The 24,346-nt window shown below is 69.9% G+C and carries 22 protein-coding genes; 12 read left to right on the forward strand and 10 right to left on the reverse strand.

What is annotated here, in order from left to right; all coding sequences use genetic code 11:
- Positions 1 to 29 precede the first annotated feature (29 nt).
- Positions 30 to 785 (forward strand): hypothetical protein, encoded by a 756-nt coding sequence (locus OG293_RS26730; RefSeq protein ID WP_406001320.1) that lies wholly within the window; start codon positions 30 to 32, stop codon positions 783 to 785.
- Here the strand turns inward: OG293_RS26730 and OG293_RS26735 are convergent.
- The 4 genes from OG293_RS26735 to OG293_RS26750 all read right to left on the reverse strand — a co-directional run bounded on the left by OG293_RS26735 (position 734) and on the right by OG293_RS26750 (position 5,610).
- Positions 734 to 1,438 carry a hypothetical protein gene (locus tag OG293_RS26735; RefSeq protein WP_406001321.1) on the reverse strand — a complete coding sequence of 235 codons (705 nt, stop codon included), beginning with the start codon at positions 1,436 to 1,438 and terminating at the stop codon, positions 734 to 736. The genes OG293_RS26730 and OG293_RS26735 overlap by 52 nt on opposite strands.
- The gene (locus OG293_RS26740) at positions 1,435 to 3,210 is read right to left on the reverse strand and encodes a phosphatidylglycerol lysyltransferase domain-containing protein (RefSeq protein WP_406001322.1); all 1,776 of its coding nucleotides are present in this window, start codon (positions 3,208 to 3,210) and stop codon (positions 1,435 to 1,437) included. Before OG293_RS26740 ends, OG293_RS26735 begins: the two co-directional genes overlap by 4 nt.
- A gap of 81 nt (positions 3,211 to 3,291) precedes the next feature.
- Positions 3,292 to 4,353 (reverse strand): nicotinate-nucleotide--dimethylbenzimidazole phosphoribosyltransferase, encoded by a 1,062-nt coding sequence (gene cobT, locus OG293_RS26745; RefSeq protein ID WP_406003720.1) that lies wholly within the window; start codon positions 4,351 to 4,353, stop codon positions 3,292 to 3,294.
- A 54-nt stretch (positions 4,354 to 4,407) separates the two neighbouring features.
- Positions 4,408 to 5,610 (reverse strand): bifunctional adenosylcobinamide kinase/adenosylcobinamide-phosphate guanylyltransferase, encoded by a 1,203-nt coding sequence (locus OG293_RS26750; RefSeq protein WP_406001323.1) that lies wholly within the window; start codon positions 5,608 to 5,610, stop codon positions 4,408 to 4,410.
- Positions 5,611 to 5,708: 98 nt separating this feature from the next.
- On the opposite strand from OG293_RS26750, the gene OG293_RS26755 reads away from it, so the two are divergent.
- Entirely contained in the window at positions 5,709 to 5,918 is a 210-nt protein-coding gene (locus OG293_RS26755) for a hypothetical protein (protein WP_406001324.1), read from the forward strand.
- A 246-nt stretch (positions 5,919 to 6,164) separates the two neighbouring features.
- On the opposite strand, the gene OG293_RS26760 is transcribed toward OG293_RS26755, so the two are convergent.
- Positions 6,165 to 6,917: a class I SAM-dependent methyltransferase gene (locus OG293_RS26760; RefSeq protein WP_406003721.1), complete on the reverse strand. Its 753-nt coding sequence runs from the start codon at positions 6,915 to 6,917 to the stop codon at positions 6,165 to 6,167.
- 41 nt (positions 6,918 to 6,958) lie between these two features.
- On the reverse strand, positions 6,959 to 7,555 hold the full coding sequence (locus tag OG293_RS26765) for a DUF3043 domain-containing protein (RefSeq protein WP_406001325.1): 597 nt from the start codon (positions 7,553 to 7,555) through the stop codon (positions 6,959 to 6,961).
- A gap of 293 nt (positions 7,556 to 7,848) precedes the next feature.
- Between OG293_RS26765 and OG293_RS26770 the strand changes: the two genes are divergently transcribed.
- From OG293_RS26770 to OG293_RS26790, 5 genes are all read left to right on the forward strand, one after another.
- Positions 7,849 to 8,643, forward strand: a complete 795-nt coding sequence (locus OG293_RS26770; RefSeq protein ID WP_406001326.1) for a PspA/IM30 family protein — start codon at positions 7,849 to 7,851, stop codon at positions 8,641 to 8,643.
- Positions 8,644 to 8,675: 32 nt separating this feature from the next.
- Positions 8,676 to 8,954 carry a hypothetical protein gene (locus tag OG293_RS26775; protein WP_406001327.1) on the forward strand — a complete coding sequence of 93 codons (279 nt, stop codon included), beginning with the start codon at positions 8,676 to 8,678 and terminating at the stop codon, positions 8,952 to 8,954.
- Between the two features lie 122 nt (positions 8,955 to 9,076).
- Positions 9,077 to 10,297 carry a sensor histidine kinase gene (locus OG293_RS26780; RefSeq protein ID WP_406001328.1) on the forward strand — a complete coding sequence of 407 codons (1,221 nt, stop codon included), beginning with the start codon at positions 9,077 to 9,079 and terminating at the stop codon, positions 10,295 to 10,297.
- Entirely contained in the window at positions 10,294 to 10,980 is a 687-nt protein-coding gene (locus OG293_RS26785) for a response regulator (protein WP_406001329.1), read from the forward strand. The genes OG293_RS26780 and OG293_RS26785 overlap by 4 nt, the downstream gene beginning before the upstream one ends.
- A 158-nt stretch (positions 10,981 to 11,138) precedes the next feature.
- The gene (locus OG293_RS26790) at positions 11,139 to 14,270 is read left to right on the forward strand and encodes an efflux RND transporter permease subunit (protein ID WP_406001330.1); all 3,132 of its coding nucleotides are present in this window, start codon (positions 11,139 to 11,141) and stop codon (positions 14,268 to 14,270) included.
- Positions 14,271 to 14,518: 248 nt separating this feature from the next.
- On the opposite strand, the gene nadA is transcribed toward OG293_RS26790, so the two are convergent.
- Entirely contained in the window at positions 14,519 to 15,700 is a 1,182-nt protein-coding gene (gene nadA, locus OG293_RS26795) for a quinolinate synthase NadA (protein ID WP_406001331.1), read from the reverse strand.
- Between the two features lie 252 nt (positions 15,701 to 15,952).
- Between nadA and OG293_RS26800 the strand changes: the two genes are divergently transcribed.
- The gene (locus OG293_RS26800) at positions 15,953 to 16,309 is read left to right on the forward strand and encodes an iron-sulfur cluster assembly accessory protein (RefSeq protein ID WP_108148255.1); all 357 of its coding nucleotides are present in this window, start codon (positions 15,953 to 15,955) and stop codon (positions 16,307 to 16,309) included.
- A gap of 156 nt (positions 16,310 to 16,465) precedes the next feature.
- Here the strand turns inward: OG293_RS26800 and OG293_RS26805 are convergent, their stop codons facing one another.
- Both OG293_RS26805 and OG293_RS26810 read right to left on the reverse strand, forming a co-directional pair.
- Complete coding sequence (locus OG293_RS26805; RefSeq protein ID WP_406001332.1) at positions 16,466 to 17,944, reverse strand: hypothetical protein; 1,479 nt, start codon at positions 17,942 to 17,944, stop codon at positions 16,466 to 16,468.
- 166 nt (positions 17,945 to 18,110) lie between these two features.
- Positions 18,111 to 18,317, reverse strand: coding sequence for a hypothetical protein (locus OG293_RS26810; RefSeq protein ID WP_406001333.1), 207 nt, complete (start codon positions 18,315 to 18,317; stop codon positions 18,111 to 18,113).
- 137 nt (positions 18,318 to 18,454) lie between these two features.
- Between OG293_RS26810 and OG293_RS26815 the strand changes: the two genes are divergently transcribed.
- Positions 18,455 to 19,429, forward strand: coding sequence for a carbohydrate kinase family protein (locus OG293_RS26815; RefSeq protein ID WP_406001334.1), 975 nt, complete (start codon positions 18,455 to 18,457; stop codon positions 19,427 to 19,429).
- 133 nt (positions 19,430 to 19,562) lie between these two features.
- Here the strand turns inward: OG293_RS26815 and OG293_RS26820 are convergent, their stop codons facing one another.
- Positions 19,563 to 20,945, reverse strand: a complete 1,383-nt coding sequence (locus OG293_RS26820; protein WP_406001335.1) for a cysteine desulfurase/sulfurtransferase TusA family protein — start codon at positions 20,943 to 20,945, stop codon at positions 19,563 to 19,565.
- A 249-nt stretch (positions 20,946 to 21,194) separates the two neighbouring features.
- Between OG293_RS26820 and coxB the strand changes: the two genes are divergently transcribed.
- The 3 genes from coxB to OG293_RS26835 are packed head-to-tail and all read left to right on the forward strand — an operon-like array spanning position 21,195 to position 24,279.
- Positions 21,195 to 22,151 carry a cytochrome c oxidase subunit II gene (gene coxB / locus OG293_RS26825; RefSeq protein WP_406001336.1) on the forward strand — a complete coding sequence of 319 codons (957 nt, stop codon included), beginning with the start codon at positions 21,195 to 21,197 and terminating at the stop codon, positions 22,149 to 22,151.
- Entirely contained in the window at positions 22,148 to 23,884 is a 1,737-nt protein-coding gene (ctaD, locus tag OG293_RS26830) for a cytochrome c oxidase subunit I (protein WP_406001337.1), read from the forward strand. The genes coxB and ctaD overlap by 4 nt, the downstream gene beginning before the upstream one ends.
- On the forward strand, positions 23,881 to 24,279 hold the full coding sequence (locus tag OG293_RS26835; RefSeq protein ID WP_406001338.1) for a cytochrome c oxidase subunit 4: 399 nt from the start codon (positions 23,881 to 23,883) through the stop codon (positions 24,277 to 24,279). Before ctaD ends, OG293_RS26835 begins: the two co-directional genes overlap by 4 nt.
- The last annotated feature ends 67 nt before the right edge of the window (positions 24,280 to 24,346 follow it).

The raw sequence follows: 24,346 nt of genomic DNA on the forward strand, positions 1-24,346 counted from the left end.
GGATATCGGGTAAATCGGGAGCGGGTGGCATGGGTCACTGGTTTTACCGCAACATCATCGAGCCGGGGAAGCTCCCGATGCTGCTCGCGCTGGCCTCGTTCATCCTGACGTTCCTGCTCACGCGCATGGTCACCCGGATGATCAGGGCGGGCAAGGGGCCCTTTGGGAACGTCAACCCCGGCGGCCTACACATCCACCATGTGGTGCCCGGCGTCATCCTCATCGTTATCGGCGGTTTCGGGGCCGTCGGCAGCAGCCGGTTCGGGCCGGCCGCCGCAATCTGGGCGGTCGTGTTCGGCATGGGCGCGGGTCTCGTGCTGGACGAGTTCGCGCTCATCCTCCATCTCGACGACGTCTACTGGAGCGAGCAGGGCCGCAAGAGTGTGGAGATCGTGGTGCTGGCCGCGTCCCTGGCGCTGCTGGTGCTCGGCGGCTTCTCGCCGCTCGGCGTCGAGGACGTGAACGCCGACGAACGCCAGAGCCGCCTCTCGCTGGTACTGACCCTGGTGGTCAACTTCCTGCTGGTGATCATCACGCTCTTCAAGGGGAAGGCGCGGATGGGTCTCATCGGCATTCTCGTGCCGTTCGTGGCGATCTTCGGGGCGATCCGGCTGGCCAGACCGGGCTCGCCCTGGTCCCGCCGGTTCTACCGCAACCGCCCCAGGGCCCGTGCCAAGTCCAGGCTGCGCTCCTACCGCCACGACCGCCGCTGGGACCGGCCGCGCCGCAAGTTTCATGATCTGATCGGCGGCGCGCCCGACCGGCCGCCCGCGCGCAACCTGTGAAGCCTGCGCCGCCGCCTCAGCGAGGAGAGCCCGATCACCGCGAGCACCGCGGCGATCGCCGCCAGATGCTCCTTGCCGGCGAGGTTGTTCTTGACCAGCACCTCGACGATCATCGACACGATCACCACCGCGGCCGTGAACCAGGCGCCGTAGCGCCAGCAGACGAAGACCGCGAGACCGACGACGGCCGCCGACGGGCCCGTATCGACGATCTGGGCGTCCGACGCGGGCAGCCCGAAGACGCCGTCGGGACCGAGCGAGATGCCGATCCGTGCGTATATCGTCCCGGCCAGCGTCGACACATAGGCGATCACCAGCGTCCGCCATCGGCCGAGACAGATTTCCGCGATGCCGAGGACCAGCAGCACCTGGGCCAGCGCCCCCCACACCGGAAGATCGAGCGCGGGCACGAACAGCGACAGCGGAGTGCGCAGCAGCGACCTCCACAGCGGGTCCTCGGCCTGGACGAAGCCGAGGTCGCGGACGGGGCCGAAGCCCCAGGACTGGTTCTGCACGAGCTGGAAGAGCGCGGTCAGGAAGACCGCCCCGAGCGTCATCGGGATCGCGCGCCACTTCCGTGTGACGAGCGCCCGGTGCAGGGTCACGTACAGCGGCCCCCACTCGCGGCGCGCGAACGCGCTCGGTTTCCTCAACGCTTGGTCTCCAGATGCCTGCGGTGCATCCACTTGGGCAGACCGGGCGCCTCCAGGAAGCCCTCGGCGCGCCCGGCGGCGAGGCCGATGCGCAACAGGTCGGCGCTCTTCTCGAAGAGCATGAATCGGGGCTCCCAGATCGGTCGGTACTTGGCGTTGGCCCGGTAGAGCGACTCGATCTGCCACCAGCGGGAGAAGAAGCTGAGGAGCGAGCGCCACAGTCTCAGCACCGGACCGGCGCCGAGCTTCGAGCCACGTTCGAAGACCGATCTGAACATCGCGAAGTTCAGTGAGACCTGCGTGATCCCGATCTCTTTCGCACTCTGGAGCAGCTCGATGACCATGAACTCCATCAAGCCGTTCTCGGAGTCCCGGTCGCGCCGCATCAGATCGAGCGACAGACCCTTGGGACCCCAGGGCACAAAGCTCAGAACCGCCCGCAACGCGCCCTGGCCGTCGGTGCATTCGAGCATCACGCAGCGACCGTCGGCGGTATCGCCGAGCCGCCCCAGCGCCATCGAGAAGCCGCGCTCGGTGGCTCCGTCGCGCCAGTCGTCGGCCCGCTGCACCAGGACGTCCATCTCGGCGGGAGGGATGTCCTCGTGGCGGCGGATCCGTACCTCGTACCCGGCGCGCTTGACCCGGTTGTAGGCCTGGCGCACGGTCCGCATCGCGCGCCCGTCCAGGGTGAAGTCGTCGGTCTCGACGATCGCCTCGTCGCCGAGCTCCAGCGCGTCCAGGCCGTGCCGTGCGTAGATCGTGCCGGCCTCTTCGCTCGCGCCCATCACCGCGGGGATCCACCCGTGTTCGCGCGCCTCGGCCAGCCAGGGGTCGATCGCTCCTGGCCAGGCCTCCGGGTCGCCGATCGGGTCGCCCGAGGCGAGTGAGACCCCGCCGACCACGCGGTAGACGACGGCCGCCTTGCCGGTCGGGGACCAGACCACGCTCTTCTCGCGGCGCAACGAGAAGTAGCCCAGCGAGTCCCGGTCGCCCTGGCGCGCGAGCAGGGCGCGCAGCCGCTCCTCGTCGTCCTCGGTGAGCGGGTCGACGGCCCGGCGGGAGCGGAAGGCCGCGTACAGCACGGCGAGGAGCAGGAGCGTGGACAGGACATTGATGGTGACGTCGACCCAGCCGGGCGTGCTGATCCCGGTGAAGCGGGATTCGTCACCGGCGAGCGAGACGAGCCGCATGACGCCGTAGCGCCAGCGCTCCAGGAAGGTGGAGTGGCCACTGGAGGTGTTGGTGACGCTGACCAGGGCCGCGGCGAGCAGCGAGGTGACCAGCAGCCCGCCCGCGGCGACGCCCGCGGCCAGCTTCGGGTTGGAGCGGTCGCCCTTCGCGTAGAACTCCCGCCGTCCGAGCACCAGCGCGAGAACGAAGGCGGCCGTCAGCACGAGCGAGACCCAGTTCTGCGCATGGGCGCGGATCTCCGGGTCGACAGCGATCGCCAGGGCGAAGAGCAGCAGGAAGACCCAGGCCAGTACCGAATTGAGGATCCACGCGGCCCGCTTGCGGCGGCGCATGGTGATCGCCAGGAAGAGGGTGAAGGCGCCGGAGGCGAAGCCGGCGGTCAGCAGGTACGGCGTGAAGTAGTCATCGATGTTGTGGCGTCTCAGATCCTGCCCGAGGGAGACCCAGACCGCGCTCAGGAGGTTGATGAACGTGACGGCACGCAGGTACCAGACGGCGAACGCCGCGCTGCGCCGTGAGCGGTCGGTGCTGCGGCTCGTGCCTCGGATCGCCTCTTCGCTGGACAAACGGACCTCTCCCATGAAACGCGATGATATGGGGCATCGCGTATCAAGATGGGCGAGGTTGCGGCCGTCCCTTGAGTGGCGGCCGCACCTGGCGCGTCAGTCCGAGTCGCTCTCCACCGGCTCCGTACGCTCCGGCAGTTCGGCCGCGAGCGCGGCCGACGCCTGTACGAGGGGGAGGGCGAGCAATGCCCCGGTTCCTTCGCCCACAGTGACGCCGTGATCGAGCAACGGGTTGAGTGCCATCCGGTCCAGCGCCTTCGCCTGCGCGGGCTCACCGCTCACCTGGCCCGCCAGCCACCAGTCCGGCGCACGGAACGCCGCGCGCTGCCCCACCAGCGCACATGCCGCCGAAACCACCCCGTCGAGGATGACCGGCATCCGGCGCACGGCGCTCTGCAGCAGGAAGCCGGTGATCGCCGCCAGATCCGCGCCGCCCACCGCGGCCAGCAGCTCCAGCTGGTCGCCCAGCACCGGCCGGGCGCGCCGCAGCGCGTCACGGACGGCCGCGCACTTGCGCATCCAGGCCAGGTCGTCGATGCCCGCGCCACCGCGGCCGGTCACCACCGACGCGTCCGTGCCGCACAGCGCGGCGATCAGCGTGGACGCGGGCGTGGTGCCGCCGACACTCAGATCGCCGAGCACCACCAGATCGGTGCCGGAGTCCGCCTCCTCGTCGGCGACGGCCATACCCAGGCGTACGGCGGCCTCCGCCTCGTCGACCGTCAGCGCGTTCTCGATGTCGATACGGCCGCTGCCGCGCCGCACCCGGTGGCGTACGACCTCCGACGGCAGCAGCTCCGGGTCGCAGTCCAGAGCCACGTCCACGATCCGCACCGGCACGCTCATCCGGCGGGCCAGCACGGCCAGGGGGCTCGCGCCCTCCAGCGTGGCGCGCACGAGCTCGTGGGCGGTGCCGGACTCGCGGCCGGAGACGCCCAGTTCGGCCACCCCGTGATCACCGGCGAACAGCACGGCGCGCGGCTGCTCGATGGGCCTGACCGGCACGGAGGCCTGCGCGGCGCTGAGCCACTCGCCCAGCTCGTCGAGACGGCCGAGGGAGCCGGGCGGAACGATCAGCCGCTCCCGGCGTTCCTCGGCGTCACGCCGCATACCGCTGTCGGGGCGCTCGATCAGATCGGAGAAGTCGTCGAGATTCAACCTGCTCATTCGCCGAACAGTACCGGCAGCGCTGAGCCGGGAGGGCAGCGCCCGTCAGCCGCGCAGCACCAGTGCCTGGCCGGCGACGACAAGCAGGACGTGCTCGCACTCGGCGGCGAAGGCGGCGTTGAGGCGGCCCAGTTCGTCGCGGAAGCGGCGGCCTGACGCGGTGGCGGGCACAACACCGCCGCCGACCTCGTTGGTCACGGCGACGACGGTCCGCGAGGTAGCCCGTACGGCTCCGACGAGCTCGGCGGCCCGCTCCCGCAGCACACGTTCCCCGTCCGCCGCCCACGTCTCGTCGTCCCATGCCCCCGCGGTGTCCATCGCGTCGGTCAGCCACAGCGAGAGACAGTCGATCAGCATCGGCGGGCCGTCCTCGGTGAGGAGCGGAACGAGATCGCAGGTCTCGGCGGTACGCCACGACCCGGGCCGGCGTTCGCGGTGGAGCGAGACGCGCGAGGTCCACTCGGTGTCCCCGTCCCGGCGTCCGCCGGTCGCCACGTACAGCACGTCCGGGAAGGTCTCCAGCCTGCGCTCGGCCTCCAGCGACTTGCCCGAGCGGGCGCCGCCGGTGACCAGGGTGCGGCGGGGGAGATCCGGCACGGCGTGGTACTCCCCGACGGCCAGCGTCGTCCCGTCCGGCACGGCTCGCGCGCCCGCCGCCGCCAGCCGACGGGCCAGTTCGGGCCCTCCGCCGGGGACGTCGTGGTCCAGATGCACCGCGATGATGTCGGTGGCCGTGCCGATCGCCCCGGACGCACGCAGCCGGACGAAGGCGTCCGGGCGGCCGACGACGTCGCCGACGACCGCGTCGTACGCCGTGAGTCCCTCGGCCAGGCCCGCGGGTGCGCTGCCCGGCGGGAGATACAGCAGCCGCTCGCCCTCCGGCGCCGTCACCTCGTACCCCGTGCCCGGGTGGTCCATGGGAACGGCCCGCACCCGGTGCCCGCTGATGAGCGTCAGCTCCTGCCCGTCCGGCACCCGCCCGGCCGTCGGCAGCCCTGCCGGGAGATCGACCGCGGGCCCGTTGTGCGGATGTGTCAGCAGCACCTGCCGTACGCCCGCGAGGGAGTGCCCCGCCCGTGCGGCGGCGAGAGCGGCGCCGGGCGTGAGGTCGAGCAGCAGGGCCCCGTCCACGAGCAGCGCTGTGGCTGCCCGCGCCGAGGCACCGCGCGCGGTGGCGCAAACCGCGCACGGACAGTCGGGCCGGGGCAGTCCGGCAGGCGCGCCGGTCCCGAGCAGAGTGAGTTCCACGCAACTGATCCTCTCTCGTCGCCCCGGGGCGTGCGCGCCCGGCTACGCTGCGAGCAGCAAAGTGATCAGCTCGTGTGCCCTGGGAGTGGGAGGCGGACATGGCATGGACGTGGCGTTTCGAGAAGTCCGACGGAACGGAGGTCCAGCCGGCGGTGCAGCCGGAGGAGTTCACGACGCAGGGTGACGCGGAGTCCTGGATCGGCGAGGTCTGGAAGGACCTGCTGGAGGGCGGCGCGGACCAGGCGGTGCTGTCGGAGGACGGCACGAAGATCTACGGGCCGATGAGCCTGCACGCGAACGCGTCGTAATCCGAGGCCATCGGGGCCGAGCCCCGGTGGCCACGCCTCAGTCGCCGGCGGGCCTCACACGGTCGCCGCCCAGGCGGACGCTCGGACCGTCCGGCGGCTGAGGACTCCTGCGTTCAGGCAGGCGACCGACCGAGGGGTCCAAGTCCGGAGCATCGCCTTCGCCGCCGCGGCGCGGCCTTTGCCGGACGGCCGGTCAGGGGCCAAGCGGCTCGGGGCCATGAGCCGGCAGCGCTGCTGGCCGCGGGCTCAGCCGCGTACACCGCACAGATGAAGCAGCGCCGCGACCCGGCGGTACGGTTCCGTGCGCCCCGCGCGGTCCTCGACGGCGAGCACCCGCTCCAGGTCGGCGGCGTCCGGCAGCGCGGCGTCGTTCGGCACGTTGTCGGTGAAGACCCGCACGCCGTACCAGGTGTGCAGCGGTGCCGCGATACCCGCCAGCGTCGCCGTCAGGGCCTCAAGGCGGTCCGCGCGCACCGAGAGCCCGAGCCGGTTGGTGTACGCGTCCGAGTCGAAGGCGCCCAGCGCCCCGGGCCAGTCCCCGGCCAGCCCCGGCCGCATGGCCAGCGCGTCCGCGTTGCGCACCAGCAGCGAGAGGAGCCCACCCGGCGCCAGCATCCGAGCCATGCCCGCCAGCATCGCGTCCGGCTCCTGGACGAACATCAGTACGCCGTGGCAGAGCACCACGTCGAAGCTGCCGGGCAGGAAGTGGACGCCGGTGTCGCGGCCGTCGCCCTCGATCAGGCGGACCCGCTCACGGATCCCGGCCGGCTCGGTCGCCAGCGACTCACGGGCCGTGCTCAGCATTCCGGCGTCGGACTCCAGGCCCGTCACCGCGTGACCGGCCCGCGCCAGGCGCAGCGCCTGAGTGCCCTGGCCCATGCCCACATCAAGAATCCGCAGCCGCTGCCCGACCGGGTAGCGGGCGGCTATCTGCTCATCCAGCTGGCGGGCGACGAGCTCCTGGCGGACGGTGTTGCGCAGCCCTCCGAGCCCGGCCAGCCACTCGGCCGAGGCGCCTCCGAAACCGGAGACCTCCGTACTCAGGGCCGCTCTCCGCGCTTGACCTGCGGCTTCGGCAGTCGCAGTCGGCGCATCTGGAGCGTACGCATCAGGCCGTACGCGATGGCGCCGCGCTTGGGCTCGTTCGGGAAGCGCTCGTTCAGCTGTCGCTTCATGCGGAACGCGAGACCGATCGAGTCGACGACGATCAGCACGATCACACCGAGCCACAGCAGCAGCGCGATGTTCTGCAGGGAGCCGACCCGGACCATGCTCAGCACCAGGATCACCACCGCGAGCGGCAGGAAGAACTCGGCGATGCAGAATCGGGAGTCGACGAAGTCGCGCACGAAGCGGCGGACCGGTCCCTTGTCACGGGCCGGCAGATACCGCTCGTCGCCACTGGCGAGAGCCTCGCGCTGCTTGGCCAGATCGGATCGGCGGGCCTCGCGCTGACGCTTCGCTGCCTCCTTGCGGTCCATCGGCGCGCTGGAGGCACGGCGGCGCTGGGTCTGGGCCTCACTCCGCTTGGGAGTGGGCCGACCCTTGGGTGCCTCGGGGTCGCGGGGCTGCTTGGAGAGGTCCAGCGGCACCTTGGCGGTGGGGGACTTCTCTTCCTTGGAACGGCTACCAAACACAAAGCCCAAGGGTACGGGGTCAAACGCATGGACCCAACGCCGCCGGGGAACGATCCCGCAACGCCGTGCGTCTGAAGGGGACAGAACCTGGCCACAAGCCGGACAGAGCGGACGTCGCCCGAGGTTTCCCTGACGGTCACCTACTCCTTGCGCCGGATCGGCGCAGTGAAGCAGTCGTCCTTGGGGAGGAGCGCATCCGCTCCCGAACAGTGCGGTAATGGATGCAGGGCCCGTACTGTGGGTTCTGTTGGAGTGCTGAAGCTGAGTCCGTCAGAAGGGGGCGCGCGAAGCCCATGAGCGGTGTCATGAAGCGTATGGGGATGATCTTCCGCGCGAAGGCAAACAAGGCCCTCGACAGGGCCGAGGATCCGCGCGAAACCCTCGATTACTCGTACCAGAAGCAGCTGGAGCTGCTTCAGAAGGTGCGCCGCGGAGTCGCCGATGTGGCGACCTCCCGCAAGCGGCTCGAACTGCAGCTGAACCAGCTGCAGGGGCAGTCCACCAAGCTGGAGGACCAGGGCCGCAAGGCGCTGGCGCTCGGCCGCGAGGACCTGGCGCGCGAAGCGCTCTCCCGCCGCGCCGCCCTCCAGCAGCAGGTCACCGACCTGGAGGCACAGCACACCACGCTGCAGGGCGAGGAGGAGAAGCTCACCCTCGCGGCCCAGCGGCTCCAGGCCAAGGTCGACGCCTTCCGCACGAAGAAGGAGACCATCAAGGCCACCTATACCGCGGCGCAGGCGCAGACCCGGATCGGAGAGGCCTTCTCCGGCATCTCCGAGGAGATGGGCGATGTCGGCCTGGCCATCCAGCGGGCCGAGGACAAGACCGCGCAGCTTCAGGCCCGGGCCGGCGCGATCGACGAGCTGCTCGCCTCCGGCGCCCTGGACGACCCGTCCGGGATGGCGAAGGACGACATCGCCGCCGAGCTGGACCGGATCTCCGGTGGTACTGATGTAGAGCTGGAACTGCAGCGGATGAAGGCCGAACTCGCGGGTGGCCCGAGCTCCTCGCAGCAGGCCATCGAGGGCGGCAACGGAAAGCAGGACGCCGCCCCGCAGCAGAACACCCCGAAGTTCGACAAGCAGTGACACCCGGCTCGGACAGACAGTAGGGACTCGTCATGATCGTACGGATCATGGGGGAGGGTCAGCTTGAGGTGGCGGACAGCCACCTCACCGAACTGAACAAGCTCGACAACGAGCTGCTGGCCGAGATGGAGAGCGGTGACGAGGCCGGATTCCGGCGCACTCTCCACGCTCTGCTGGACAAGGTCCGCGACCTCGGCGAGCCGCTCGCGGACGACTCCCTGGAACCGTCCGAGCTGATCCTTCCCAGCCCCGACGCGACGCTTGAGAACGTGAAGGAACTGCTCGGCGACGACGGCCTGATCCCCGGCTGACCTCCGCACTCCAACACACGGACCGCCCCGCCCCCGGACTCCCGGGAGTGGGGCAGTCTGCTGTCTTCTGCTCTGTCCGGGGCAGTACGCCGCCGTCGCGGCACGCCGTACCGTTGCTCGATGTGACCTCCTTCGCCACCGGGTTCGCCCGCACCCAGAAATGGCTCCGCGCGCACCCCCTGGCGCTGGACGGCGCGATCGCCGCACTCGTTCTGCTCTGCATGGTCGCCGGGTCCTTCGCCGACCCGAACGGCGAGCACGGGCCCGAGTTCGGCACCCGGACCCCGGAGCCGCGCAGTGTGGTCCTGATGGTCGTGGTCGCCGGCGCTCTCGTCTTCCGCCGGCGCAACCCCATGGCCGTGCTCCTCTTCACGGGGGCCGTGTCCGTCCTCGAACTCGTCGCGGGCGATCCGGCCGCACCGGTCGCCATGGGCGCGGTGGTCGCGCTCTACACAGTGGCCTCCCGCACCGACCGGCCCACCACCTGGCGCGTCGGCCTGCTGACGATGACCGTGCTGACCTGCGCCGCGATGTTCTTCGGCTCGACCCCCTGGTACACCCAGGAGAACCTCGGCCTGTTCGCCTGGACCGGGATGGCCGCCGCCGCGGGCGACGCCGTACGCAGCCGCCGCGACTTCATCGACGCGATCCGTGAGCGGGCCGAGCGCGCCGAGCGCACCCGTGAGGAGGAGGCCCGCCGCCGGGTCGCCGAGGAGCGGCTGCGGATCGCCCGTGATCTCCACGACGTGGTCGCCCACCACATAGCGCTGGTCAATGTGCAGGCCGGGGTCGCCGCGCATGTCATGGACAAACGCCCCGACCAGGCCAAGGAGGCCCTCGCCCATGTGCGCGAGGCCAGCCGCTCCGCGCTCAACGAGCTGCGTGCCACGGTCGGCCTGCTGCGCCAGTCCGGCGACCCGGAGGCGCCCACCGAACCCGCCCCCGGTCTCGATGTCCTCGAAGATCTGGTCATCACCTTCCGGCAGGCCGGTCTGCCGGTCGAGGTGGCCCGCTGCGACGACGGCGTGCGGCTCCCGGCGGCCGTCGACCTCGCCGCGTACCGGATCATCCAGGAGTCGCTGACCAATGTGCAGAAGCACGCGGGCCCGGACGCGAAGGCGGAGGTGAGCGTGATCCGGGTCGGACCGACGCTTGAGGTCACCGTGCTCGACAACGGCGCCGGGGCCCACGGGCCGAAGGACGGCGGCGGCCACGGTCTGCTGGGGATGCGCGAGCGCGTCGGCGCGCTCGGCGGCTCCCTCACCGCGGGTCCCCGCTACGGCGGCGGCTTCCGGGTGCAGGCGATACTTCCCCTGAAGACCCGCACGGGGGAGGACACATGACAATCAGGGTGCTGCTCGCCGACGACCAGACACTGCTGCGCAGCGCGTTCCGGGTCCTGGTGGACTCCGAGGCAGACATGGAGGTCGTCGGGGAGGCCGCGGACGGCGCCGAGGCCGTCGCCCTCGCCCGCTCCGTCGAGGCCGACGTCGTACTGATGGACATCCGGATGCCCGGCACGGACGGCCTCGCCGCGACCCGCATGATCAGCGCGGACCCGGAGCTGACCCATGTCCGGGTCGTCATGCTCACCACCTTCGAGGTCGACGAGTACGTCGTGCAGTCGCTGCGGGCGGGGGCCTCGGGCTTCCTGGGCAAGGGCGCGGAGCCGGACGAGCTGCTCAACGCCATCCGGATCGCCGCCGCGGGCGATGCGCTGCTCTCGCCGGTCGCCACCAAGGGGCTGATCGCCAAGTTCCTGGCGCAGGGCCCCGACGGGGACGACGGCGAGGAGTCCCAGGCGTACTCCGAACGGCTCGGTGCCCTCACCGGCCGCGAGCGCGAAGTCCTCGTCCTGGTGGCCGGGGGGCACTCCAACGACGAGATCGCCGACCGCCTTGAGGTCAGCCCGCTGACGGTCAAGACCCATGTGAACCGGGCGATGGCGAAGCTGGGAGCCCGCGACCGCGCCCAACTGGTGGTCATCGCGTACGAATCGGGCCTGGTACGTCCAAGGGTGGAGTGAGCCGTCGGCGCGGTGTACTCCAGCTGCGGTATGCGCCGGATAAAGAACGGGACCTGGGGGCGAGGGGACCCCCCACTCTCATAGGTGATCGTATAAGCGGGCAGCTGACTGTGCCCTTCGAGTCCCTCCTGCCGCTTACGCCACAGAAGAGAGTCCCCATGTCCTGGCTGTCCAGATTCAGCCTGTCGCAACGAGCCCTGATCGGTCTGATGTCGATCGTCGCGATCGTCTTCGGGGCGATAGCGATCCCGCAGCTCAAGCAGCAGCTGCTGCCCTCCATCGAACTCCCGATGGTGTCGGTGCTCGCCCCCTACCAGGGCGCGTCCCCCGATGTGGTCGAGAAGCAGGTCGTCGAACCGCTCGAATCCACCATCAAGGCCGTCGACGGCATCAAGGGGATCACCTCCACGGCGAGCGAGGGCAACGCCCTGATCATGGCCAGCTTCGAGTACGGGGACGGCACCAAGCAGCTCGTCGCCGACGTGCAGCAGGCCGTGAACCGGGCCCGTACCCAGCTGCCCGAGGACGTAGACCCGCAGGTCGTGGCCGGTTCGACGGACGACATCCCGACCGTCGTCCTCGCCGTCAGCTCCGGCAAGGACCAGCAGTCGCTCGCCGACCAGCTGGAGCGCACCGTCGTCCCCGCCGTGCAGGACATCGACGGCGTCGGCCAGGTCACCGTGAACGGAGTCCAGGACCTCCAGGTCTCCGTCACCCCCGACGACAAGTTGCTCGCCGCGGCCGGACTGAACACCATGGCGCTCGGCGAGGCCCTCAAGGCGGGCGGCGCGACCCTGCCGGCCGGCTCGTTCTCCGAAGACGGCAAGAGCCGCACCGTCCAGGTCGGCGGCGGCTTCACCACGCTGAAGCAGATCCAGGACCTGCGGGTGCTCCCGCCGAAGGGCAAGCCGGTACGCCTCGGCGATGTCGCCACCGTGACGCAGGAGGAGTCCCCGCGGGTCTCCATCACGCGTACCGATGGCAAGCCGTCGCTCGCCCTCATGGTCACGATGGACAAGGACGGCAGCGCCGTCGCCATCTCCAACGCGGTCAAGGACAAACTTCCCGAGCTCCGCAAGGACCTCGGCTCCGGCGCCGAGCTGACCGTCGTCTCCGACCAGGGCCCGGCCGTCTCCAAGTCGATCTCCGGACTGACCACCGAGGGCGCGCTCGGCCTGCTCTTCGCGGTGATCGTGATCCTGGTCTTCCTGGCCTCGATCCGTTCCACCCTGGTCACCGCGGTCTCCATCCCGCTCTCGGTCATCCTCGCGCTGATCGTGCTGTGGACCCGCGACCTGTCGCTCAACATGCTGACGCTGGGCGCTCTGACCATCGCCATCGGCCGTGTCGTCGACGACTCGATCGTGGTCCTGGAGAACATCAAGCGGCACCTCGGCTACGGCGAGGAGCGGCAGAGCGCGATCGTCGCCGCCGTCAAGGAGGTGTCCGGCGCCGTCACCGCGTCCACGCTGACGACGGTCGCGGTCTTCCTGCCGGTCGGTCTGACCGACGGCATGATCGGTGAGCTGTTCGGCTCGTTCTCGCTGACCGTCACCGCGGCCCTGCTGGCCTCCCTGCTGGTCTCGCTGACCGTCGTGCCCGTGCTGTCGTTCTGGTTCCTGCGGGCGCCGAAGGCCGTCCGCGGCATCGACCCGGAGGAGGCCCGCCGCAAGGCCGAGGAGAAGGAGGCGCGCAGCCCGCTTCAGCGGCTGTACGTCCCGGTACTGCGCTTCGCGACCCGCCGCCGGCTCACCAGCGTCGCCATCGCGCTCGTGGTGCTCGTCGGCACCTTCGGCATGGCACCCCTGCTCAAGACGAACTTCTTCGACCAGGGCGAGCAGGAGGTCATGTCCATCAAGCAGGAACTGGCCCCCGGCACCAGCCTGGAGGCGGCCGACGCCTCCGCGCGGAAGGTCGAGAAGGTCCTCGACGGTATCGACGAGATCAAGGACTACCAGGTCACCGTCGGTTCCTCCGGCTTCATGGCGGCCTTCGGCGGCGGTACGGGCGCCAACCAGGCGTCGTACCAGCTGACCCTGAAGGACGCGTCCTCGTACGAGAAGACCCGTGACCGCATCGACGAGGAGCTCGGCAAGCTCAAGGGCATCGGCGACACGACGATCGCGGCGGGCGACGGCTTCGGCAACCAGGACCTCAGCGTCGTGGTGAAGGCGGCCGACGCGGACACCCTGAAGAAGGCGTCCGAGGCGGTACGGGCCGAGGTCGCCAAGCTGGACGACGTCACCGACGTACAGAGCGACCTGGCGCAGAGCATCCCGCGGATCTCGGTCCGCGCGAACGCCAAGGCGGCCGACGCGGGCTTCAACGAGAGCACCCTGGGCCTGGCCGTCGGCCAGGCGGTGCGCGGCACCCCCACGGGCAAGGCGATCCTGGACGACACCGAGCGCGATGTCGTCATCACCTCGGCGAAGCCGGCGAAGACGCTGGCGGAGCTCCGCAACCTGTCCCTGGGCCCGGTGAAGCTCGGCGAGATCGCCGATGTGAAGCTCGTTCCCGGCCCGGTCTCGATGACCCGGATCGACGGCGCGCGGGCCGCGACGATCACGGCGAAGCCGACCGGCGACAACACGGGCGCGGTCAGCGCCTCGCTCCAGAGCAAGCTGAAGTCCATCGATCTCCCCGAGGGCGCCACCGCGTCCATCGGCGGTGTATCGGAGGACCAGGACGACGCCTTCGCCTCGCTCGGCCTGGCGATGCTCGCGGCGATCGCGATCGTCTTCATGCTGCTGGTCGCGACCTTCCGTTCGCTGATCCAGCCGCTGATCCTGCTGGTGTCGATCCCCTTCGCGGCGACCGGCGCCCTGGGGCTGCTGATCGTGACGGGCACGCCGATGGGTGTCCCGGCGATGATCGGCATGCTGATGCTCATCGGCATCGTGGTCACCAACGCGATCGTGCTGATCGACCTCATCAACCAGTACCGCTCGCAGGGCCTGGGCGTGGTCGAGTCCGTCGTCGAGGGCGGCCGTCACCGCCTGCGCCCGATCCTGATGACGGCGCTCGCGACGATCTGCGCGCTGCTCCCGATGGCACTGGGCGTCACCGGCGAGGGCGGCTTCATCGCCAAGCCGCTGGCCGTGGTGGTGATCGGCGGCCTGATCACATCGACGCTGCTGACGCTGCTGCTCGTGCCGACGCTGTACGCGATGGTGGAGCTGCGCAAGGAGCGCCGCGCGAAGAAGAAGGCGGCGAAGCGCGCGAAGAAGTCGGGCGAGCCGCTGGAGCGGAACGAGGTGGACGCGCAGGAGCCGGCCGAGGCCAACGCGTAACCGAACCGCCGGCCCACCCGGTACGGGCCCCTTCGGGGGACCCGTACCGGGTGGGTCTTTTTGTGCCCGGTACGGGTCCCCCGAAGGTGCCCGGCCAGGTGCCCGGCCAGGTGCCCGGCCAGGTGCCCGGCCAGGTGCCCGGCCAGGTGCCCGGCCAGGGAGCTCGACGGGAGGAAGGCGCACACAACGGGGTGCCCCGGTCGCAAGGACCGGGGCACCCCGTCCCCCTCGGTGGCGGCTCGGCGCCCCTACGGCAGCGCCAGCATCCGCTCCAGCGCCAGCTTCGCGAAGCTCTCCGTCTCCTTGTCGACCTGGATCCGGTTGACCAGATTCCCCTCGGCCAGGGACTCCAGCGCCCACACCAGGTGCGGCAGGTCGATGCGGTTCATCGTCGAGCAGAAGCAGACCGTCTTGTCGAGGAAGACGACCTGCTTGTCGGGGTGGGCGGCGGCGACCCGTCGGACGAGGTTGAGCTCGGTGCCGATCGCCCACTTGGAGCCGGCCGGGGCCGCCTCCAGCGTCTTGATGATGTACTCCGTCGAGCCGACGTAGTCCGCGGCGGCCACGACCTCGTGCTTGCACTCGGGGTGGACGAGGACATTGACGCCGGGGATGCGCGCGCGTACGTCCTCGACCGAGTCCAGCGAGAAGCGGCCGTGCACCGAGCAGTGCCCGCGCCACAGGATCATCTTCGCGTCGCGCAGCTGCTCGACGGTGAGGCCGCCGTTCGGCTTGTGCGGGTTGTACAGCACACAGTCGTCGAGGGACAGGCCCATCTCACGCACCGCGGTGTTGCGGCCCAGGTGCTGGTCCGGCAGGAAGAGGATCTTCTCGCCCTGCTCGAAGGCCCAGTCCAGCGCTCGCCTGGCGTTCGACGAGGTGCAGATCGTGCCGCCGTGCTTTCCGGTGAACGCCTTGATGTCCGCTGAGGAGTTCATGTACGACACGGGCACGACCTGCTCGGCTATGCCGGCCTCGGTCAGCACGTCCCAGCACTCCGCGACCTGTTCGGCGGTGGCCATGTCGGCCATCGAGCAGCCCGCGGCCAGGTCCGGCAGGACGACCTTCTGGTCGTCGGAGGTCAGGATGTCCGCGGACTCGGCCATGAAGTGGACACCGCAGAACACGATGTACTCGGCCTCCGGCCGCGCAGCGGCGTCCTTGGCGAGCTTGAACGAGTCCCCGGTGACGTCGGCGAACTGGATGACCTCGTCACGCTGGTAGTGGTGTCCGAGGACGAAGACCTTGTCCCCGAGCTTCTCCTTGGCCGCGCGGGCGCGCTCCACCAGGTCCGGGTCGGACGGGGATGGCAGGTCGCCGGGGCACTCCACACCGCGCTCGCTCCTGGGGTCGGCCTCACGGCCTAGCAGCAGCAGGGCGAGCGGCGTCGGCTGGACGTCAAGCTCCGGACGGGCTTGGGCGGTGGTCACGACACGCACCCTTTCTTTTGTGCAGAGGCACTTCTCGTCTATATGACGCTATCTATCATAACCGCTTCACGTCACTTTGACGATGGCCATAACGTCGATGTGACGCACCCCCCGTTCGCAGGTGAGTGCCTCACTGCGGGCGGGTGTGCGAGCATGAACGGGAAAGACGCATCCCCGGTCCGGAATGAATCCGCGGCCACGCCGGTTGCAATCGTCCACAAGCAGTCTCCGTACAACCCGGGAGAGAAGCAGATGTCCGTATCGGACGAGACCACCACCGTGAGCGACGGCATCCTCCTGTCCGACGCCGCCGCGGCCAAGGTCAAGGGCCTGCTGGAGCAGGAAGGTCGCGACGACCTGGCACTGCGCGTCGCCGTTCAGCCCGGCGGCTGCTCCGGCCTGCGTTACCAGCTGTTCTTCGACGAGCGTTCGCTCGACGGCGATGTCGTCAAGGACTTCGGCGGCGTCAAGGTCGTCACCGACCGGATGAGCGCCCCGTACCTGGGCGGCGCCTCCATCGACTTCGTGGACACGATCGAGAAGCAGGGCTTCACGATCGACAACCCGAACGCCAGTGGGTCCTGCGCCTGCGGCGACTCGTTCAGCTAAGACAGCTGAGACCGCGCATCGGACGAAGGCGGCCGCCCCCGGTTCTCCCGGGGCCGCCGCCTTCGTCCGTCTGCCGTTCGTTTCCTTCGGCGGTCCAGACCCTGCCTCTCGGATCTTGCCGGGCAGGTGAGCCCGGCAAGATCCGAACGAGCGGTCCTAGCTCCGCGGGACGGCCTCACCCGTCTGGGCGTCCACGACCTTCCGGTCGCCCAGCGGCTTGCCCAGCGTCACCTTCTCGGTGAGCTCCTTGGCGATGGCGATGCAGACCCGCTTCGGATCGGGGTTCGTCTCGGTGATCGCGACCTTCACCGTTTCGCCGCTCTCGGTCGCCTTCGCCGCGTAGTCGCTGCACACACCGCCCCAGAATGTCACGGACAGGGTCCGGCCGTCCGCGCTGTAGGACTGGATGCGCCGGGTGGACGGTGCGACCGGGTCGTGCGGCGGCTTGGTCGGCCTGATGTCCTTCTTCGGCGGCGCGGGCTCCTTGAGGAACGCCGGGTCCACCGCCGACTGGGCGACCGTGAACGGCTGGGCGCCGCCCTTCGGCTCCACCTCGAACAGCCACGACGGCACGAGCGCCCGCTGACCGTCCACATACTGCGCGGCCAGCCCGAAGACCGCCTTGCCGACGTTCCGCTGCTCCTGGGCGGGGGTCTTGCCCTTCGGCACGCATGGGGCGGCCGGCTTCCGCTCGCCGTCCGGCACCGCGGTGGCGCATCCGCCGATCCCGGTGGGGCCGGTGCCCCGGGAGTCCTTGTTCAGCCGCTTCAGCGCCTCATCGGCAGAGATCACCGGGTACGTGTCGCCCTTCACGGGCTTCTTCAACTGCCCGCTGCCGCCCACCACATGACCGTCCGCACCGACCTGGATCCCGGTCTCCCAGCCATAGGTCGCAAGCCCGTCGATCACCGGGTCGGCGTTCACCACCCGTACGGAGCCCATCAGTTGGCGGGCGTCGAGGTCCGCGTCGCTCTGGTCGAGCGCCTTGAGCACCGGTGCGGCAGCCTTCTTCGCGGCCTTCTCGTCCACCGCCGTTCCTGCCCCGTCCCGCGCCGCGCCGCCCGCGCTGCCGGGGCCGCCCGCCGGACAGGGCTTGCCCTTCAGGCAGTTGTCGCCGCCGGGCGATGCCCCGAAGCGGGCGAAGGTCCAGGTGCCGGGCGCCTGCTTGTCGACCCGCAGCAGCGGACCCGCGCCGTCCTTGTCCGCCCCGATCTTCCAGGCGGGCCCGACCAGCCGCGGTGTGCCCGGTACGCCGAGCGCCTTCGCGAGCCGGGTCACCTCGGCCGCGGTGACCGCACCCCGGGCACGGTGGACGGCGGCCTTGTCCGGACCTTCGGGCAGCTTGCCCGTGGCCTTGTAGACGGCGCCGCCCGAGGGGTCCGGCTCGCCCGGTGCGATGCTTCCCGGGCCCGGGTCGCCCGGGGCGCCGACGGAGAGCGGCGGCGGTTTTGCGCCGTTGCCGGGCGCGCTGCCCTTGGCGTCAGGGCCGTCACCGCTGCCGCCGAAGCCCGATGTCGCGAAGTACGCACCGCCGCCGCCCGCGACCAGCACCGCCACGGCCACAGAGGCGACGACGAGCGGGGAACGCCGACGACGAGGGCTGTCCGAGCTGTTGGGAGGTTCCGTGCTGCTCACCGCATCGCTCCTTGTCTCCTGTCCCCTTCCGCGTGGGGACAAGGATGGGACGGAGCGGGGGAGCGCACGGTTCCCTCGCGCGCCGGGGCAGTGCTCCGAACGCGCCTGAGGGCCTGTCCTGCGGTCTGTGGAATCGGCTCGATCCGAAAGACGGGCCCCGGTCGCCTCAGTCGCCGTATTCGGACATTGAGTCGACCAGCCGCGCCGAAGCCGCCGACACCACGACACCATGGATGTGCGACGGCGACACCGGCGCGGGCGCGGCGACCGCAGGCACGACCCAGTGCGGAGCCATCCGCACGCAGTCGCCGCGCAGCTGGGCCAGACCGTACTCGGACTCCCGCGACTCGCGCGGGGCGATGGGCTTCGTCATATCCGCACCGTACGCACGAGTCGCTGCAGGGGAAAAGACCTACTATCGGGTAGTTTCCCCACTTCAGCCGGGTCCCCGGACCCGGTAGCGTAAAACGTCAACGCCACCCCGCACCCCGCCCCAGGAGTGTCTTCGCCGTGCGAATCGCAGTCACCGGCTCCATCGCCACCGACCATCTCATGACCTTTCCCGGCCGCTTCGCCGACCAGCTGGTCGCGGAACAGCTGCACACGGTCTCCCTCTCCTTCCTGGTCGACAACCTCGACGTGCGCCGGGGCGGTGTCGGCGCGAACATCTGCTTCGGCATGGGCCAGCTCGGCACCGGCCCGATCCTGGTCGGCGCGGCCGGCTCCGACTTCGACGAATACCGGGCCTGGCTCGACCGCCACGGTGTGGACACCGCGTCCGTCCGGATCTCCGAAGTGCTGCACACCGCCCGCTTCGTCTGCACCACGGACTCCGACCACAACCAGATCGGCTCGTTCTACACCGGAGCGATGAGCGAGGCCCGCCAGATCGAGCTCCAGTCGGTCGCCGACCGGGTCGGCGGCCTCGACCTCGTCCTGATCGGTGCGGACGACCCGGAGGCGATGCTCCGCCACACCGAGGAGTGCCGCTCCCGCTCGATCCCCTTCGCGGCCGACTTCTCGCAGCAGATCGCCCGGATGAACGGCGACGAGATCCGGATACTGGTGGACGGGGCGACCTACCTCTTCTCCAACGAGTACGAGAAGGGGCTCATCGAGTCCAAGACCGGCTGGAGCGACAGCGAGATCCTCGGCAAGGTCGGCCACCGTGTCACCACGCTCGGCGCGAACGGTGTCCGCGTCGAGCGCGCCGGTGAGGACCCGATCGAGGTCGGCTGCGCGCAGGAGGACGCCAAGGTCGACCCGACGGGCGTCGGCGACGCGTTCCGCGCAGGCTTCCTGTCCGGGCTGTCCTGGGGCGTGAGCCTGGAGCGCGCGGCGCAGGTCGGCTGCATGCTGGCGACACTGGTGATCGAGACGCTCGGCACGCAGGAGTACACGCTGCGGCGGGCGCACTTCATGGACCGCTTCACCAAGGCGTACGGGCACGAGGCGGGCACCGAGGTCCGCCAGCACCTGAAGTAAGTCACCGGGCTCCGCGCGGACCCCGCTCCCGGTCGCCGGAAGGGTGACTCAGCCCTTCCGGCGGCCGGGTCCGCACCGCCGGCTCACGACACGTGCCGCACCGCCGGATCAGGACACGTGCCGCACCGCCGGATCAGGACACGCGCCGCACCACATACGCCGCGCCCCGCTCCGCGGGCTCCTCCCCGACGTACTCCTGACCCCGCATCGCGCACCACGCCGGAATGTCCAGCCGGGCCGCCTCGTCGTCCGCCAGGACCGTGACCGTCCCGCCGATCGGGACATCGCCGATCACCTTCGCCAGTTCGATCACCGGGATCGGGCACCGCTTGCCGAGCGCGTCCACGACCAGGGACTCCCGCTGCCCGGACGCGGGTGCGGAGACCGGCGCGCCGAGCCGTTCCCGTACCTCGGCGACCACCCCCGGCAGGACCTCCAGGAAACGGTCGACCTCCTCGTCGGTCGTGCCGAGGGGGAGCGAGACACGGACGTTGCCCTCCGAGAGCACCCCCATCGCCCGCAGCACATGGCTGGGCGTGAGCGTGCTGCTCGTGCACGAGGAGCCCGACGAGACGGAGAAACCCGCCCGGTCCAGCTCGTGCAGCAGAGTCTCCCCGTCGACATAGAGGCACGAGAAGGTGACCAGATGAGGGAGTCGGCGCACCGGATCGCCGACCACCTCCACGTCGGGGACCAGCGCGGGCACGCGGGCGCGGATCCGGTCCACGAGGGCCCGCAGCCGGGCCGCCTCGTCCACGGCCTCGGCCCGCACCGCCCGGAGCGAGGCCGCCGCCGCCACGATCCCCGGAATGTTCTCGAAGCCCGCCGAACGGCCCGACTCGCGCTCGTCGGCGGGACCTTGAGCGGCGAACCGGACACCCTTGCGCACGGCGAGCAGCCCGACCCCCGCAGGGCCTCCCCATTTGTGGGCGCTTCCCGCCAGCAGCGACCAGTCCCCGGTCACCGGGCCCCAGGCCAGCGACTGCGCGGCGTCCACCAGCAACGGCACCCCGGCCGCGCGGCAGGCGTCGGCGACCTCGGCCACCGGCTGCTCGGTGCCCACCTCGTGGTTGGCGGACTGCAGACAGGCCAGGGCGGTGTCCTGCCGCAGCGCCCCGGCGAACGCGTCCGCGGACACGGCTCCCGCCCGGCCCACCGGGACCTCGGTCACCGTCCCGCCGTCCGTCGCCCGGAACGTGTCCGCCGTATGCAGGACGGAGGAGTGCTCGACCGCGGAGACGACCAGGTGCCGGCCGACACGCCGACGGCCCGCGAGAGCGCCGGAGACTCCGAGGTGAACCGCGCGCGTCCCCGAAGGAGTGAACACCAGCTCGTCCGGCCGGCAGCCCACGGCCTCCGCCGCGGCCTCCCTGGCGGCGTCCAACAGCAGCCTGGCGCGCCGCCCCTCTCGGTACAGCCGGGCGGGATCGGCCCAGCCCTCGTCCAGAGAGGCCTGCAGGGCCTGCCGGGCGACCGGGTGCAGAGGGGCGGAGGACGCGACGTCGAAGTAGGGCACACGACCACGCTAGCTCCGGCGCGCGGAGGGAGCGTCAGATGCCCCCCGGAGCGTGGGATTCCAGGGCGTTTCCATCCCTTCGGGGTGTCGGACGGCGCGTTGGGCACCCTCCCCGCGCGACCCCAAATAGCGTCCAGTAGGGTTTGGTCCGCATAAACATCCAAACCCCTGCCCGCGTCAGGGCCGGCGACCGACCAGCGAGACGGCCGCATCCCGTCGCGCGGGCCGAGACTCTCGGGAAGGCGCTACGTGAGTCCCAACGGCTCCGACCGCTCGTCGCGGCGCCCGATGCGGCGGAAGCTGCTCCAGGTGCTTACCGCGGGCGTGGTCCTGGCGACCGCCTCTGGTTGCACATACAAGGACTTCCCCCGCCTGGGGATGCCCACCCCGGTAACGGAGGAGGCCCCTCGGATCCTCTCCCTCTGGCAGGGCTCGTGGGCGGCAGCGCTCGTCACGGGCGCGCTGGTGTGGGGGCTGATCATCTGGAGCATCATCTTCCACCGGCGCAGCCGCACCAAGGTGGAGGTACCTCCGCAGACCCGGTACAACATGCCCATCGAGGCCCTGTACACCGTGGTTCCGCTCATCATCGTTTCGGTGCTCTTCTACTTCACCGCACGGGATGAGTCGAAGCTCCTCGCCCTCACCAAGCCCGCCCACACGGTCAACGTGGTCGGCTACCAGTGGAGCTGGGGCTTCAACTACATCGAGAACGTCGAAGGCTCCACGGGCGACGCCAGGACCAACAAGGACCTGGGCGCCATCCCCGACCGGTTCCGCGAGGACTTCCCCGCGGCGGCGGGCGGCGTCTGGGACGCCGGCGTCCCCGGCACCCGGAACCCGCAGACCGGCAACCCGGGCCCGACCCTGTGGCTGCCCAAGGGCGAGAAGGTCCGGTTCGTCCTGACCTCCCGCGACGTCATCCACTCCTTCTGGGTCGTCCCCTTCCTGATGAAGCAGGACGTCATCCCGGGGCACACCAACGCCTTCGAGGTGACCCCCAACCAGGAGGGCACCTTCTACGGCAAGTGTGCCGAGCTCTGCGGCGTCGACCACTCCCGGATGCTCTTCAACGTCAAGGTCGTCTCCCCGGAGCGCTACCAGCAGCACCTCAAGGAGCTGGCGAAGAAGGGTCAGACCGGCTACATCCCGGCCGGTATCGAGCAGACCGACCCGGCCCGGAACTCGGAGACGAACAAACTGTGAGCATCCTCAACGAACCTCAGGGTGCCGCCGCAGCAGCTGACGACTCGTACGAGAACGAGCTGCCGGTACGGCGCAAGCGGCCGGGGAGCGTGGTGGTCAGCTGGCTGACCACCACGGACCACAAGACCATCGGCACGTTGTACCTGGCCACGTCGTTCGCGTTCTTCTGCATCGGCGGCGTGATGGCGCTCTTCATGCGCGCCGAGCTGGCCCGTCCCGGCACGCAGATCATGTCGAACGAGCAGTTCAACCAGGCGTTCACGATGCACGGCACGATCATGCTGCTGATGTTCGCGACGCCGCTGTTCGCCGGATTCGCGAACTGGATCATGCCGCTGCAGATCGGCGCGCCCGACGTGGCGTTCCCGCGGCTGAACATGTTCGCGTACTGGCTGTACCTCTTCGGCTCGCTCATCGCGGTGGCCGGCTTCATCACCCCGCAGGGTGCGGCCGACTTCGGCTGGTTCGCCTACTCCCCGCTGTCGAACGCGGTCCGCTCGCCGGGCATCGGCGCCGACATGTGGATCATGGGTCTGGCCTTCTCCGGCTTCGGCACGATCCTCGGCTCGGTCAACTTCATCACCACGATCATCTGCATGCGCGCTCCCGGCATGACGATGTTCCGGATGCCGATCTTCGTGTGGAACGTGCTGCTGACCGGTGTGCTGGTCCTGCTGGCCTTCCCGGTGCTGGCCGCCGCGCTCTTCGCGCTGGAGGCCGACCGCAAGTTCGGTGCGCATATCTTCGACGCCTCGAACGGCGGCGCGTTGCTGTGGCAACACCTCTTCTGGTTCTTCGGCCATCCAGAGGTGTACATCATCGCCTTGCCCTTCTTCGGGATCGTCTCCGAGGTGATCCCGGTCTTCAGCCGCAAGCCGATGTTCGGTTACATCGGACTGGTGGGCGCGACCATCGCGATCGCCGGTCTGTCCGTGACGGTGTGGGCCCACCACATGTACGTCACAGGCGGCGTGCTGTTGCCGTTCTTCTCCTTCATGACCTTCCTGATCGCGGTACCGACCGGTGTGAAGTTCTTCAACTGGATCGGCACCATGTGGAAGGGCTCACTGTCCTTCGAGACACCGATGCTCTGGACGATCGGCTTCCTGGTCACCTTCGTCTTCGGTGGTCTGACCGGCGTCATCCTGGCCTCGCCCCCGATGGACTTCCACGTCTCCGACTCGTACTTCGTCGTCGCGCACTTCCACTACGTCGTCTTCGGCACCGTGGTCTTCGCGATGTTCGCCGGCTTCCACTTCTGGTGGCCGAAGTTCACGGGCAAGATGCTGGACGAGCGGCTCGGCAAGATGACCTTCTGGACGCTGTTCATCGGCTTCCACGGCACGTTCCTGGTGCAGCACTGGCTGGGCGCCGAGGGCATGCCGCGTCGTTACGCGGACTACCTGGCGGGCGAAGGCTTCACCACGTTGAACACGATCTCCTCGATCAGCTCGTTCCTGCTCGGCATGTCGGTGCTGCCGTTCTTCTACAACGTGTGGAAGACGGCGAAGTACGGCAAGAAGGTCGAGGTCGACGACCCGTGGGGCTACGGCCGTTCGCTCGAATGGGCGACGTCATGCCCGCCGCCGCGGCACAACTTCCTCACCCTTCCGCGGATCCGCAGCGAATCCCCGGCGTTCGATCTGCACCACCCGGAGATCGCCGCGCTCGACCAGCTCGAGCACCACGGCCCGGACCGCGCCGTCACGGGCGACAAGGAGGAGGGCAAGTGAAGATCCAGGGCAAGATGTTCCTGTGGCTGAGCCTCTTCATCCTCGTCATGGCCATTGTCTACGGCGTGTGGTCGAAGGAGCCGGCCGGTACCACGGCGCTCTTCCTCGGGTTCGGCCTGAGCATCATGATCGGCTACTACCTGGCCTTCACGGCCCGGCGAGTGGACGCCATGGCGCAGGACAACAAGGACGCCGACGTGGCGGACGAGGCCGGCGAGGTGGGGTTCTTCTCCCCGCACAGCTGGCAGCCGCTGTCGCTGGCGGTCGGCGGAGCCCTCGCCTTCCTCGGCATCGCGATCGGCTGGTGGCTGCTGTACTACGCGGTGCCGCTGATCATGGTCGGCCTCTTCGGCTGGGTGTTCGAGTACTACCGCGGTGAGAACCAGAACCAGTAACACCGCGTCGGCAACGCACGGGCCGGGCCCGGATCCCCCTCACTCCTGAGAGGGATCCGGGCCCGGC

The organism is Streptomyces sp. NBC_00829 (assembly GCF_045161795.1).
In the GTDB taxonomy this organism is placed as follows: Bacteria; Actinomycetota; Actinomycetes; order Streptomycetales; family Streptomycetaceae; genus Streptomyces.